Origin of the sequence: Halosaccharopolyspora lacisalsi (assembly GCF_014137975.1) — a bacterium.
Taxonomy (GTDB): Bacteria; Actinomycetota; Actinomycetes; order Mycobacteriales; family Pseudonocardiaceae; genus Halosaccharopolyspora; species Halosaccharopolyspora lacisalsi.
In genome coordinates this window covers 508,406-521,280 of sequence record NZ_JACGWZ010000002.1, presented here as the reverse complement: position 1 = coordinate 521,280, position 12,875 = coordinate 508,406, and the positions used below count along the sequence as shown (strand labels likewise).

Genomic DNA, 12,875 nt, shown 5'->3' with positions numbered 1-12,875 from the left:
GACTGTGCCTCGACCGGGACGGCGGAGCCGTGGGCCGGTGTACGGAAGGGACTTCCCGTATGAAGATCGGTTTCACGTTGCCGCAGTTCGGCCCGGTCGCCGGGGACACCGGTGAGCTCGTGCGCTTCGCGCGGGAGGCGGAGCGACTGGGCGCGGACAGTCTCTGGGTCGGTGATCGGCTGCTGGCGGCGGTAAATCCCACCGTCGGCTACGGCGGCCGGGAGACGATTCCCGACGCCTTCCGCTCCGTGCTGGATCCGTTCGCCCTGATGTCGGCTGCCGCGGCGGTCACCGAGCGCGTCGAGATCGGCGCCAACGTCCTGATCGCCCCGTGGTATTCGCCCGCCGTGCTGGCGCGGTCGTTGACGACGATCGATCGGATCAGCGGTGGCCGGTTGGTGCCGGGGTTCGGTACGGGGTGGTCGCCGGAGGAGTACGAGGCCGCCGGTGTGCCGATGAGCCAGCGCGGGGGTCGGCTGGACGAGTGCCTCGACGCGCTGTTCGCGTGGTGGTCGGACAATCCCGTCGAGTACGGCGGGAAGTACTGGTCCGTGCCGTCCACCCACGTCGACGTCAAGCCGGATCGGCGTCCGCGTCCACCGGTGTACCTGGCGGGTTTCGCCGGCGCGGCCGTGGAACGTGTCGCCCGGCGATCCGACGGGTGGCTACCGCTGCACGTGCCGGGTGCGGACGAATTCGATCCCGAGGCGGTCAACGGGCCGATGAGCCGGATCCGGCGGTTGGCCGGTGAGGCGGGGCGTGATCCGGCGGCGCTGGGGGCGGTGTTGCGTGTCTACCCGATGACGACCGAGGCGCTGGACGGTGTTGTCGACACCGTCGTGCGGGCGGAACGCGACACCGATGTCGACCACGCTTTCGTGGAGATGATGAATCTCGTCGACAACGTCGATCAGGCGTTGGACACGGTCGAGCGGGTGCTGCGGGCGGCTCGCGGCTGACCACCGGAGAGGGTGGGCCCGGCGGGGGGTGTTCACCCTGCGGGACAGCCCCCGCGAGGTGCGGCTGACGCTGTTGGCCGCGTTGTGCTGGATGCGCCAAACCGAGATCACCGATTCGGTGAAGGCGAAGCCGACGACGCTGGCGCCGTGGGTGTCGACGTAGTTCGCCTCGATCTCACCGCCGCTACACGCTTCGCCTCCGGTCAGCATCCCGAACCACCTCACCCCGACGCCGCATGGTGACCACCTCGTCGCACCGAGCGATGGCTCAGTGAGAGTGCCACGACGCGAGGGGTGGGGCGGGGTAGGTTGTCAACCACATGGTGAGCGCCTGAAGCTGGCGATACCGGCTGTGACGAGCGGTGGCCATGTCGGGGTTGGTCGAGTCGCGCGCCGATCTCCAAGCGGGTCAGCTCGCACCGGAGGATCTCGCGTGGGTGTCCCAGACTCCCGTCTCGGCGGTGTTGCGGGCGTAGTCGGTGAAGTCGTGGGGTGACCGGCCGAGAATGCGATGGACGGTGTCGGTCACGCTGGCCCTGCGGCCGTCGAAGACCTCGACCATGAGGTCAGCCAGTTGCGTCGCGTATTCGGCTGGTACACCTCGATCGGTCAGGGACGAAACGAACTGCGCGGGTGTGACCGGCTGGTAGCGCACCTCCCTGCGTGTCGCTCTGGCGATCTCGGCGACGGCCTCGGTGAAGGTGAGCAGCCGGGGTCCTGTCACGTCCAGAGCCTGGCCGCGGTGACTGTCCTCGGTCAGTGCTGCGACGGCGATGTCGGCGATGTCCTGGGCGTCGGTGAACGGTTCCGCGATGTGGCCCGCTGGAAGCGTGACCACGCCGGCCCGGACCAGTTCAGCCAGGAACGCCTCGCTGAAGTTCTGGGTGATGAAACCCGCCCGCACGATGGTCCACTCGGCCCCCGAGTCGCGTACCGCTTGCTCGCACCGCTGCGCCTCGCCGGCGCCGCGGTCGGCGAGCAGGACCAGTCGCTGGACGCCGGAGACCACCGCCAGGTCGGCGAAGGCACTGATGCGGTGAGCGGCGCCGGGAAACGCCGCATCCGGATAGAAGGCGACGTAGGCCCTGTCCACACCGCGCAGCGCCGGTGCCCACGTGGTCTCGTCCTGCCAGTCGAACGGCGGCTCCGCGCGCCGTGAGCCGACCCGTACCGGCACCCCGCGTGCCGTGAGCCCGGTCACCACCCGGCGTCCCGTCTTGCCTGTCCCCGCAAGGACCAATGTCGTCGGCGTGGCAGCGATCATGCCCACCAGTCCACCAGCGTGCCGGGGCCTGCGACTATGCGCGAGGCTCGCAGATCCATAATCGTGCGTCTTACGCTGTAGCGGTGGAACCGTTGACCAGCCTGCTCAGCGGAGCCAGGGCACGGGGCGCGTTCGTGCTGCGGACCGTTCAGAGCCCGCCCTGGTCCGTGCACGTTCGGGACAGTGCGCCGCTCAGCGTGGTGACCGTTGCGCGCGGGGCGCCCTGGGTCGTGCCCGACGCCGGTGATCCGGTGCTGCTGGACTCGGGCGACATCGCCATGATGCGCGGCCCGGACCCATTCACCTTCACCGACGATCTCCGCACACCGGTCGACGTGATCATCCACCCTGGACCCAGGCGGACGACCGCGGCCGGGGCTCAGCTCCATACGACTGCCGACAACGGTGTGCGCACCTGGGTCAATGGTGTAGGCCCCGCCGGAGCCGACGTGGACGGGTCGTCGATGCTGCTGATCGGCAAGTACCGCGAACCCAGCGAGATCGCGGCGTGGCTGCTCAGCGCTTTACCGCCGCTCCTGGTCATACCCAAGGAATTTCATGCCGAGTCCGCGCTGGTATCGCTGTTCGCGCAGGAGATCGCGCGCGACGAGCCGGGCCAGGACCTCGTCCTCGACCGACTTCTTGATCTACTCGTGGTCGCCGTCCTGCGCGCCTGGTTCACCCGGCCCGACGCCGCGGCACCGGCCTGGTACCAAGCGCACGGCGATCCCGTCGTGGGACCCGCCTTACGGCTCATCCATGGCGACCCCAGCCATCCCTGGACCGTGAACGCGCTCGCCAGGCGGACCGCGGTATCCCGAGCGACGCTGGCCCGCCGCTTCACCAACCTCGTCGGTACCCCTCCCATCGCCTACCTCACCGACTGGCGCCTCGACCTGGCTGCCGACCTCCTCAGCAACACCGAGGCCCCGATCGAATCGATCGCCCACCAGGTCGGTTACAACAACGCGTTCGCGCTCAGCGCCGCCTTCAAGCGATCACGCGGAGTCAGTCCACAACAGCACCGGATGAGCTCAAGCCGTTCCGCCCCGCGAACCACACCCGACTGATGTCTCGTGACCGATCCGCTTACGGACACACGTGTGTTCGCATCAGAAGAGGGTGTCGCCGATGCGCAGTGGCCGGTAGCCGGTGGGGCCGAGCTGGGCGAGCTCGCCTTCGACGTCGATAGCACCGAAGAAGTTGACGTTCTCGCTGTGCGCTGGAGAGATGTGGGCCAGGACCTCGTCGTCGATGCGTCGTCCGGAGCGACGCATCGACTCCACCGCCAGGCCGTAGTACTCGGTCGTCCGGGCCACCACGGCGTTGGTCACCAGTGTCAGACGCCACGCCTGCTCGGTCTGGGCTTCCAGATGCCGGGCCCGGATCGTGCCCTCATGGGCATACAGGTGGGCATCGTAGCTGGTCACAGCGTCGGAGACGAGTACTTGTCCGGCCTTCAACGGTGGCTGAGCCAGCCTATCGCCGTCGCGTCAGGCCGGATCGAGGCGGTCGGTTACGAACCGTAGGACCGGTAGGCTTCCACCAGCTGGGTTTCGGCGGTGTCGAAGTAGGCGTCGAGGCGGTCGGTTACGAACCGTAGGACCGGTAGGCTTCCACCAGCTGGGTTTCGGCGGTGTCGAAGTAGGCGTCGAGGCGGTCGGCCGCCTCGTGTGCCTTTCCGGCGCCGATCAGCTCGGCGATCACGCGGTTGAGTTCCAGGTAGGGCTCGTGGAACTCCCGTGGCCGGGACATCACGTGAAACGCCAGGCGCAGCTCTGCCAGCAGCTGGCGCATCGTCTCGTCCACCCGCGGGCTGCTCGCCAGCGCGGCCAGTGCCTGGTGGAAGCGCATGTTCGCGGTGCCCACCTCCCACCAGCGCTCGGCCTCGGCGGCACGCTCACCGGCACCGACGGCCTCCTCGACGGCCGCGAGTAGCTCCGGACCCGCCTGCGCGGCGTGGCGCACCGCGCCGGTTTCCAGCAGCCGCCGCATGCGGTAGAGGTCCACGACGTCGTCGGCGGACAGCACTCGTACGAACACCCCCCGGTGCAGCTCGTGCACCAGCAGCTGCTCGTGGGCCAGCAGCCGGAACGCCTCGCGCAGCGTGTTGCGCGAGACCGCCAACGCCCGGCCGGCGCTTTCCTCGGACAGCCGTGTGCCGGGCGCCAGCACCCCCTCGATGATGCGCTGCCGCAGCACCTCGGCCACGCGCTCGGCCGTGCTCGCACGGTCCAGCAGTGACCGGTCGGCGGCGAGCTGATCGACCCACGTACCCGTGGTGGTCATCGCGCTCCTCACACGCTCGAAAGTGATCGACGCGCCCAGTCTACGAGAAAAAGGTTCAGCAAGAGTATTGCAGTATTGTTCAACAATCTTATAGGTTGTCGGGGTCACATTGACAACGAGCCGCGTTCGCACGCCAAGTTCGACCGCGACAGGAGAAGCCATGGGCAGCGATACCACGGCAAGCACCAAGGCGGCAGCCACACGCAGCACGCTGCTCGGGGCGGTGTTCCTGATGGCCACCAGCGCCGTCGGGCCCGGTTTCATCACCCAGACCACGCAGTTCACCGTCCAGCTCGGTGCGGCGTTCGCCTTCGCGATCGTGTTGTCGATCCTGCTGGACATCGCCGTGCAGCTGAACGTGTGGCGGGTGATCGGTGTCTCGGGAACCCGCGCCCAGGACCTGGGCAACCGGGTGCTGCCGGGCCTGGGGTACGTGATGGCCGCCCTCGTGGTGTTCGGCGGTCTGGTGTTCAACGTCGGCAACATCGGGGGCACCTCGCTGGGGCTGGACGCGCTGTTCGGGCTCGACGCCAAGATCGGAGGTGCGGTCTCGGCGGTCATCGCGATCGCGATCTTCCTGAGCAAACGTGCCGGGCTGGCCATGGATCGCCTGGTCGTCGTACTCGGCGTGGCCATGATCGCCCTGACCACCTACGTGGCGATCGTCTCCGACCCACCCGTCGGTGCGGCGCTGCGCCAGGCGGTGCTGCCCGACGAGATCAACTTTCTGGCGATCACCACACTCGTCGGCGGCACCGTCGGCGGCTACATCACCTACGCCGGGGCTCACCGGCTCGTCGACACTGGAGTCACAGGCCCCGACCGCGTCGCCGAGATCAGCCGCAGCTCGATCATCTCGATGGTGCTGACCGGCGTGATGCGGATGGTGCTGTTCCTGGCGCTGCTCGGCGTGGTCGCCGGAGGTGTCACTCTGGCAACGCAGAACCCCACGGCCGACGCCTTCCAGCACGCCGCCGGTGCGGTGGGGCTGCGGCTGTTCGGCATGATCCTGTGGGCAGCCGGCATCACCTCCGTCATCGGCGCCGCCTACACCTCGGTCTCGTTCGTGGTGACCTTCTCCCCGACGCTGGAACGTTTCCGTTCCTGGCTGGTCGTGGGATTCATCGGGCTGTCCACGGCGGTGTTCCTGCTGCTGAATCAGGCACCGACCACGCTGCTGGTGCTGGCCGGAGCACTGAACGGGCTGATCCTGCCCGTCGGCTTCGGAGTGTTGATGTGGGTGGCGCTACGCCGCCAGGACCTGCTCGGGGGCTATCGCTATCCCCGGTGGCTGCTGGTGCTCGGTGTGGCGGCCTGGCTGCTGACGCTGTATCTGGGTGCCAATTCGCTCGGCGGCATCGCCGCTCTGTGGACCTGACTCGACCCGAGGGACCGGGAAGGCGGTAACACGATGCGCACGGATCTCAACGCGGATCTGGCCGAAAGCTTCGGCCGCTGGGAACTGGGCGACGACGCGACGCTGCTGACCGTCGTGACCAGCGCAAACGTAGCCTGCGGTTTCCACGCGGGAGACCCGGGAGCGATCCGGCGAGCCTGCGAACGAGCCGCGACGCTGGGCGTGGCGATCGGCGCGCAGGTCGGCTACCGGGACCTGGCCGGCTTCGGGCGGCGGTTCATCGACGTGGCGCCGGCCGAACTCACCGACGACGTGCTTTACCAGATCGGAGCTCTGGCGGGGTTCGCCCGCGTGGCGGGCAGCGAGGTGCGCTACGTCAAACCGCACGGGGCGCTGTACAACGCGATCGTGCACCACTCCGAACAGGCCGCGGCGGTCGTCGACGCCGTGGTCCGGTACGACTCCGGCCTGGTCGCGCTGGGCCTGCCCGGATCCGAGTGGCTGCGGATGGCCGAGAACGCCGGGCTGCGGGTGTGCCGGGAGGCCTTCGCCGACCGCGCCTATACACCGGAGGCCACGCTGGTCTCGCGGCGAGAACTCGGTTCAGTGCTGCACGATCCCGAGTACATCGCCCAGCGGTGCGTGCGAATGGTGCGTGGGGAACCGATCGAGGCCGTTGACGGGTCGCGGATTCGGGTGGAGGCGGACTCGATCTGCGTGCACGGTGACACCCCGGACGCCGCCGCCGTGGCTCAGGCGGTGCGCAACAGGCTGATCGACGAGGGTGCGCTGCTGGTCCCGTTCACCGGAGACACGTGACCATGCGAATGCTGCCGTGTGCCGACTCCGGCCTGCTCGTCGAACTGCGGGACCTCGACGAGGTGCTGGCGCTGTACGCCGCTCTGGACGCCGACCGGCCACCTGGGGTGGTCGATCTGGTGCCTGCCGCACGCACTCTGTTGTTGCGCGTGGATCCGGACACGGCCGACATCGCCGAAGTTCAGGACGCCGTGCAGGCCACCCGGCCCTCGCACGGCGGGCAGCAGGAACGGGGGCTGCTGCGAGTTCCGGTCGTCTACGACGGCGAGGACCTCGCCGAGGTCGCGCGACTGACGGGGCTGACCGAGCGGGAGGTGGTCGAGGCGCACACCGGCACCGAGTGGCGGGTGGCCTTCGGTGGGTTCGCACCCGGCTTCGGCTACCTCAGCGGCGGCGACTCCCGACTCGTGGTTCCACGCCGGGCCGAGCCACGCACCCGGGTACCAGTCGGTGCGGTCGGACTCGCCGGGGAGTTCTCCGGCATCTATCCGCGCACGTCACCGGGTGGCTGGCAGCTCATCGGCCGCACGGACCTGGAAATTTGGCGCGTCGACCGTGATCCGCCCGCGCTGCTGCGTCCCGGGGTACGGGTTCGCTTCGAGGAGGCCACCGCATGACCCGATCCACTGTGGAGGTGCTTGCCACGGGCCCGCTGTCCACGGTGCAGGATCTCGGACGGCCGGGGCTGTCCGGGATCGGCGTGGGAACCTCCGGCGCGGCCGACCGGGGTTCACTGCGGCTGGCCAACCGTCTGTGCGGCAACGACGAGTCCGCCGCTGCCGTCGAGGTCACCCTCGGTGGGTTGACCGTACGCGCGCACGGTGACCTGGTGATCGCGGTGACCGGCGCGCCCTGTCCGGTCACGATCGACGGGCGCGGTGAGGCGCCGAATGCGCCGCTGCGCGTGCCCGGCGGCGCGGAAGTCCGGCTCGGCACGCCGGAGCGTGGACTGCGCAGCTACCTCGCCGTGCGCGGAGGAATCGTCGTGGACCCGGTCCTGGGGTCGCGCAGCACGGACGTACTCGCCGGGCTCGGCCCCGAGCAGCTCGGCCCCGGTCGGATTCTGCCGGTCGGCCCCGCACCGCACGGGCATCCGCACGTCGACATCGCCCCCGTGGCCCCACCCGCCATCGATGAGGTCACCCTCGACATCGTGCCCGGTCCTCGGCACGACTGGTTCACCCCGGAAGCGCTGGACACGCTGGTCAGCAGGCCGTACGAGGTCACCGCCGACAGCAATCGCGTCGGCATGCGGCTGGCGGGTCCGGAACTTCCCCGCCGCGACACCGCCGAACTACCCAGCGAGGGCATGGTGACCGGGGCGCTGCAGGTCCCTCCCAACGGCCTGCCGACGCTGTTTCTCGCCGATCACCCCTCCACCGGCGGGTACCCGGTCATCGCGGTCGTGCGAGCCACCCACGTCGACCAAGCCGCACAGTCCAGACCGGGTCAGCGCATCAGATTCCGCCTCGGAGGCAAACGATGAACGAGCCCCCCAAGACTTCCCCTGCCGACATGTCGCCACCGCGGGCGCGGCAGGCCTTTCGGACCGGGCTGCGCGTGCCGACCTCGGGGTACTGCGCCGGGTGGACCCAGGCGAATCTGATCGCCCTACCTCGGGCGTACGCCTACGACTTCCTGCTGTTCTCGCAACGAAACCCGCGCTCCTGCCCCGTGCTGGACGTCAGCGAGCCCGGGGAGGCACGTACGTCGATCTTCGACGGGGACCTGCGCACCGACCTTCCCGCCTACCGCGTGTACTCCGAGGGTGAGTTCGTCGCCGAACGCGACGAGGTCACCGATCTGTGGCGGGACGACCTCGTGTGCTTTCTGATCGGATGCAGCTTCACCTTCGAGACCGCGCTGCTGCAGGCCGGTGTCCCCGTCCGGCACCTCGAACAGGGCAGCAACGTTCCGATGTATCGCACGAGTCGGAACTGTCGTCCGGCCGGTACCCTGCACGCGCCGCTGGTCGTGTCGATGCGTCCGATCCCGGCGGATCTCGTGGCCACGGCGGTGCGCGTGACCGCGCGCTACCCGGCCGTGCACGGCGCACCGCTGCACGTCGGCTCGCCCGAACAGCTCGGCATCACCGACCTGGATCGCCCCGATTTCGGCGACGCGGTCGAGATCCGGCCGGGCGAGGTTCCGGTGTTCTGGGGCTGCGGCGTTACCCCGCAGGCAGCCGTCATGCGTTCGAAGCCCCCGTTCGCCCTCGCGCACGCCCCCGGACACATGGCCGTCACCGACACCCACGACAGCGCCTTCCTCGTGCCGTGAGCCACGCTCCGGCCACTGGCACGGGTCCGAGTGGTAGACGTGCAAGACCCTCAGGTGTGTGCCGACACCGACCACCAGCTGAAAACCGTGCTCGGCGCCAGATCCTGAACTGCTCCCAGGGGTCTGGGGAAGATCCGTGACAGACCAAACGTTGAGGCCTCCCGGGGCGACGCTGACCAGTAGCGGGCCCCACCGGGGACGCGGGGGTGGGGCCCGCCGGTCGTTTTCGACCGACGCCGACACCCCACACGCCTACCACGGAGCGGGTATCGAAACCTGCCACCTGATCATGACCGTCCACCTGCCACCCGGCCCCGCTGCCACGACCTGACTCCGTGCGGGGGATCCAGCCCAACCTCGACAAGCCCCCGACCCCTCAGCGCCACCGACACGCCTCGGCCGCCAACCGGCTCGCAGCGGGCCGATTCCCGATCCTTGCCCCCCACCTGCAGAAGGCGAATACGGGTGGTTTCTTGATCCGCCCGTGTATAGGATCAGCGACATGGCGACGCGGCTTGTGCAGATTGCGATGAACGCTCGGGACGACTCCGCGCTCGGCCAGTTCTGGGCGGAAGCGCTCGGCTGGAATGCTTCCGTCGAGGAACCCGGCATCGTCACCAACCTCACTCCCGTGGGTTCCGTCTACCCCGACCCCGTCGCCGTCTGCGTCGACGTCATTACCGTCCCGGAACCCAAGACGGTGAAGAACCGCGTGCACGTCGACCTCGCCACCACCTCCGCGGCCCATCACGCGGACCTGGTCGCACGCCTCCAGGACCTCGGCGCGACGTCCGCCGACGTGGGTCAGGGCGACGTCCCGTGGACGGTCCTGGCCGACCCGGAGGGCAACGAGTTCTGCGTGCTGGAGCCCCGGACGATCTACCGGGACACCGGGCCGATCGCCGCAGTGGTGGTCGACTGCACCGATCCGCGGACCATGGCCCGGTTCTGGGAGGAGGCGATGGACTGGACCCTGCACGAGGTCACCGGCGATCACGCGGTGCTGCGCTCCGCCAAGGGCGTCGGCCCGTATCTGAAGTTCCTCCGCACACCCGATGCGAAGACGGTGAAGAACCGCGTCCATCTCGACCTCCGGCCTCACCCCGGTGACGATCAAACGGCGGAGGTGGCCCAGCTGCGGACGCTCGGCGCCACCGACATCGACCTCGGCCAGGGCGACGTCCCGTGGACGTGCCTCGCCGACCCGGAGGGCAACGAGTTCTGCGTCCTCACCCCGCTCTGACGCGGAGCCTTGCCGGCCCTCACCGTGAACACCAGCGACGGCTACCGGTCGGGCCTCGACGACACCATCGCCTTCACCACTGACGGGTCCCGGTAGCACCGACTAAGTTCCGGTCGGCCACAGCCACCACCTGCGCTGACATCGATGTGGCTGGGTGAGGGATTCGCGTTGAGGAGCATGCCGAATCAGCTGTTCACACCGCTGGCGGTCAGTGTGGGTGCGACCTGGGGAGTAGCCGCATGTCCGACCGGAGCCGGACGCCACGCCTCCAGCCGAAACGTAGCCTGACGGGCGTGTATAGCGCCGTAGGCACCTGGGTACGTGGACACCCGCGGCTCGCCGACACGGCCCTCGCAGCGCCGCTGCTGATCCTCAGCACCGCGAGCGCGGCCAGCGCGCCCGATGCCCCGACCTGGTGGATGGCGCTGCTGGTGGCCGGCGGACAGTGCGGCCCGGTGCTCATCCGGCGCGAACGCCCGACGACCGCATTCGTGATCGCATCGGGGGCGGCGTTCGCGCAGTGGCTGCTCGACATGGGACTGCTGCCGGCCACCCTCGTGCTACTCGCCGCGCTCTACAATGTCGCCTCCCGATGCCGTTGGCCCAACGCGGCGTTCGCGGCCGTCATTCTGGAGCTCGGCACCGTGTTCGTGTACGCTCGGTGGTTCGTGTCGGCCGGGGGTGGGCTGCGCCTGCCGATGGAACTGATTCCGTCCACGATCCTCATCGGCTCCACGTGGATCTGGGGCAACAGCGTCCGCATCCGGCGGGCGTACCTGGCGAGTCTGCGGGAACGGGCCGCGCAGGCAGAACGCGAGCGCGACAACCGGGCACACATCGCGGCGGCAACGGAACGTGCCCGGATCGCGCGCGAGATGCACGACATCGTCTCGCACAGCCTCAGCGTGATCACCGTGCAAGCCGACGGCGCCACATACGCGATGACGACCAACCCGGACCAGGCCCGGCAGGCAGTCGACACGATCGCGGCCACCGGGCGTTACGCGCAGACCGAAATGCGTCGCATGCTCGGCATATTCCGCAGCGACGAGCCGAACGCGCAACACGCTCCGCAACCAGGCCTCGACCAACTCGACCAACTGGTCGAGCAGGTGCGCCAAGCCGGACTTCCCGTCGAGTTCACCGTCGACGGAACGCCCCACACGCCGCCCACCGGAGTGGGGCTGGCGGCCTATCGCATCGTGCAGGAAGCACTGACGAACACCCTCGAACACGCGGGCCCGGGCGTCAGCGAAGTCCACCTGCGAATCCACCACGACGAGAACACGCTGCGGATACACCTCTGCGACGACGGGCGAGGCGCTGCAGCATCCCCCGACGAGCCACACCACGCGACCACGCGTCATCAGGGCCACGGGCTGATCGGCATGCAGGAACGAGTCGCGGCCTACGGCGGCTCGCTACGCACCGGCCCCAGGTCCGGGGGAGGCTTCGAAGTCGTCGCGTCACTCCGACTGCGGCCAGAAGAAGGCTAGGAACTTCAGTTCGGCACATCGTGCCCTGGTCGAGGCCTGTCTCGCGCTACGTCGTGGTGCATATAGTGCCCGGGCTTTCGAACTGTGCGGTTCCACGTCAGCGCGGCCCGTTTCCGACGTGTTCCGGCCCCACCCGTCTCAGGTTCGTGGCTGGTGAGCCGGGGTATCCAGTGCTTTTGTGGGGGCACAGTTCGTTTGTGTTTCCGAACGTGAACGCATGCTGGATAACGTTGCTGGTGCGACCGTGGGGAGGTCGCTGACCAGTATCGATATCGGGTTTCAGGAGAGCGTGTCATGGCTGAGCAGACGTTGCGGGACAAGGTCGCGGTCATCGCCGGAGGCGAGAAGAACCTGGGCGGGTTGCTGTCGAGGACGTTCGCCGCGGACGGCGCGAACGTCGTGGTGCACTACCACAGCGATTCCTCGGCCGGTGACGCTCGAGAGACCGTCGAGGCGGTGCAGGCGGCCGGTTCGCAGGCGATCACCGTGCAGGGCGATTTGACGCGGGTCAGCGAGGTGCGGCGGCTGTTCGACACCGCGGTGGACACCTTCGGCGGGATCGACGTCGCGGTCAACACGACCGGGATGGTGCTGCGCAAGCCGATCCTGGAGACCACCGAGGACGAGTACGACCAGATGTTCGCCATCAACTCCAAGGCGGCGTACTTCTTCATCCAGGAGGCCGGGCGCCGGCTCAACGACCACGGCAAGATCATCAGTCTGGGGACCTCGCTGCTGGCGGCGTTCACCGACGGCTACTCCACCTACGCGGGCGGCAAGTCACCACTGGAGCACTTCACCCGCGCGGCGGCCAAGGAGTTCGCCGACCGGAAGATCTCGGTCAACACCGTGGCACCGGGACCGATGAACACCCCGTTCTTCTACCCGCAGGAAACCCCGGAACGGGTGCAGTTCCACCAGTCGCAGGCCCTGGGCAACCAGCTCACCCAGGTCGAGGACATCGCCCCGATCATCCGGCACCTGGCCACCGACGGCTGGTGGTTCACCGGCCAGACCCTGTTCCCCAACGGCGGCTACACCACCCGGTGACGCGGGGGAGAGGGGAAACGCGCGGTGCGGGCGGCACCGAGGGGGTCGTCCGCACCGCGCGGGCACGCGGGGTGGGCGACAATGATGTGGCGAGACAGCCGAACCCCCATCGTCTAGC

13 protein-coding genes and 1 pseudogene are annotated in these 12,875 nt (G+C 68.8%); 11 read left to right on the top strand and 3 right to left on the bottom strand.

Annotation, left to right across the window (positions count from 1 at the left end):
• Nucleotides 1-59: 59 nt before the first annotated feature.
• Both FHX42_RS10225 and FHX42_RS27040 read left to right on the top strand, forming a co-directional pair.
• Nucleotides 60-959 (top strand): TIGR03619 family F420-dependent LLM class oxidoreductase, encoded by a 900-nt coding sequence (locus tag FHX42_RS10225; protein WP_182543986.1) that lies wholly within the window; start codon nt 60-62, stop codon nt 957-959.
• Between the two features lie 28 nt (nt 960-987).
• Nucleotides 988-1,122, top strand: a complete 135-nt coding sequence (locus FHX42_RS27040; protein ID WP_268898361.1) for a hypothetical protein — start codon at nt 988-990, stop codon at nt 1,120-1,122.
• Between the two features lie 246 nt (nt 1,123-1,368).
• Here the strand turns inward: FHX42_RS27040 and FHX42_RS10220 are convergent, their stop codons facing one another.
• The gene (locus FHX42_RS10220; protein WP_182543985.1) at nt 1,369-2,223 is read right to left on the bottom strand and encodes an NmrA family NAD(P)-binding protein; all 855 of its coding nucleotides are present in this window, start codon (nt 2,221-2,223) and stop codon (nt 1,369-1,371) included.
• 83 nt (nt 2,224-2,306) lie between these two features.
• Between FHX42_RS10220 and FHX42_RS10215 the strand changes: the two genes are divergently transcribed.
• Nucleotides 2,307-3,293 (top strand): AraC family transcriptional regulator, encoded by a 987-nt coding sequence (locus tag FHX42_RS10215; protein ID WP_182543984.1) that lies wholly within the window; start codon nt 2,307-2,309, stop codon nt 3,291-3,293.
• Between the two features lie 42 nt (nt 3,294-3,335).
• Here the strand turns inward: FHX42_RS10215 and FHX42_RS10210 are convergent.
• Nucleotides 3,336-3,632, bottom strand: a pseudogene (locus FHX42_RS10210) (Tn3 family transposase); the annotation flags it as partial.
• A 181-nt stretch (nt 3,633-3,813) separates the two neighbouring features.
• Nucleotides 3,814-4,512 carry a GntR family transcriptional regulator gene (locus tag FHX42_RS10205; protein ID WP_182543983.1) on the bottom strand — a complete coding sequence of 233 codons (699 nt, stop codon included), beginning with the start codon at nt 4,510-4,512 and terminating at the stop codon, nt 3,814-3,816.
• Between the two features lie 160 nt (nt 4,513-4,672).
• On the opposite strand from FHX42_RS10205, the gene FHX42_RS10200 reads away from it, so the two are divergent.
• The 8 genes from FHX42_RS10200 to FHX42_RS10165 all read left to right on the top strand — a co-directional run bounded on the left by FHX42_RS10200 (nt 4,673) and on the right by FHX42_RS10165 (nt 12,757).
• Nucleotides 4,673-5,890 (top strand): NRAMP family divalent metal transporter, encoded by a 1,218-nt coding sequence (locus FHX42_RS10200; protein ID WP_182543982.1) that lies wholly within the window; start codon nt 4,673-4,675, stop codon nt 5,888-5,890.
• A 33-nt stretch (nt 5,891-5,923) separates the two neighbouring features.
• Nucleotides 5,924-6,688, top strand: coding sequence for a LamB/YcsF family protein (locus FHX42_RS10195; protein ID WP_182543981.1), 765 nt, complete (start codon nt 5,924-5,926; stop codon nt 6,686-6,688).
• Between the two features lie 2 nt (nt 6,689-6,690).
• Complete coding sequence (locus FHX42_RS10190) at nt 6,691-7,305, top strand: 5-oxoprolinase subunit B family protein (protein WP_182544245.1); 615 nt, start codon at nt 6,691-6,693, stop codon at nt 7,303-7,305.
• On the top strand, nt 7,302-8,174 hold the full coding sequence (locus FHX42_RS10185) for a 5-oxoprolinase subunit C family protein (RefSeq protein ID WP_182543980.1): 873 nt from the start codon (nt 7,302-7,304) through the stop codon (nt 8,172-8,174). Before FHX42_RS10190 ends, FHX42_RS10185 begins: the two co-directional genes overlap by 4 nt.
• Nucleotides 8,175-8,203: 29 nt before the next feature.
• Complete coding sequence (locus tag FHX42_RS10180) at nt 8,204-8,968, top strand: putative hydro-lyase (protein ID WP_182544244.1); 765 nt, start codon at nt 8,204-8,206, stop codon at nt 8,966-8,968.
• Nucleotides 8,969-9,470: 502 nt separating this feature from the next.
• Nucleotides 9,471-10,211 (top strand): VOC family protein, encoded by a 741-nt coding sequence (locus FHX42_RS10175; RefSeq protein WP_182543979.1) that lies wholly within the window; start codon nt 9,471-9,473, stop codon nt 10,209-10,211.
• 293 nt (nt 10,212-10,504) lie between these two features.
• Nucleotides 10,505-11,707 (top strand): sensor histidine kinase, encoded by a 1,203-nt coding sequence (locus tag FHX42_RS26575; protein ID WP_182543978.1) that lies wholly within the window; start codon nt 10,505-10,507, stop codon nt 11,705-11,707.
• A gap of 294 nt (nt 11,708-12,001) precedes the next feature.
• On the top strand, nt 12,002-12,757 hold the full coding sequence (locus tag FHX42_RS10165) for an SDR family oxidoreductase (protein WP_182543977.1): 756 nt from the start codon (nt 12,002-12,004) through the stop codon (nt 12,755-12,757).
• Nucleotides 12,758-12,875: the final 118 nt, after the last annotated feature.

What these genes read in the sequence shown, in the direction of transcription:
- FHX42_RS10225 (WP_182543986.1), top strand. Translation starts at nt 60, where the DNA reads ATGAAGATCGGTTTCACGTTGCCGCAGTTCGGCCCGGTCGCCGGGGAC.
- FHX42_RS10220 (WP_182543985.1), bottom strand. Translation starts at nt 2,223, where the DNA reads ATGATCGCTGCCACGCCGACGACATTGGTCCTTGCGGGGACAGGCAAG.
- FHX42_RS10205 (WP_182543983.1), bottom strand. Translation starts at nt 4,512, where the DNA reads ATGACCACCACGGGTACGTGGGTCGATCAGCTCGCCGCCGACCGGTCA.
- FHX42_RS10200 (WP_182543982.1), top strand. Translation starts at nt 4,673, where the DNA reads ATGGGCAGCGATACCACGGCAAGCACCAAGGCGGCAGCCACACGCAGC.
- FHX42_RS10195 (WP_182543981.1), top strand. Translation starts at nt 5,924, where the DNA reads ATGCGCACGGATCTCAACGCGGATCTGGCCGAAAGCTTCGGCCGCTGG.
- FHX42_RS10190 (WP_182544245.1), top strand. Translation starts at nt 6,691, where the DNA reads ATGCGAATGCTGCCGTGTGCCGACTCCGGCCTGCTCGTCGAACTGCGG.
- FHX42_RS10185 (WP_182543980.1), top strand. Translation starts at nt 7,302, where the DNA reads ATGACCCGATCCACTGTGGAGGTGCTTGCCACGGGCCCGCTGTCCACG.
- FHX42_RS10180 (WP_182544244.1), top strand. Translation starts at nt 8,204, where the DNA reads ATGTCGCCACCGCGGGCGCGGCAGGCCTTTCGGACCGGGCTGCGCGTG.
- FHX42_RS10175 (WP_182543979.1), top strand. Translation starts at nt 9,471, where the DNA reads ATGGCGACGCGGCTTGTGCAGATTGCGATGAACGCTCGGGACGACTCC.
- FHX42_RS10165 (WP_182543977.1), top strand. Translation starts at nt 12,002, where the DNA reads ATGGCTGAGCAGACGTTGCGGGACAAGGTCGCGGTCATCGCCGGAGGC.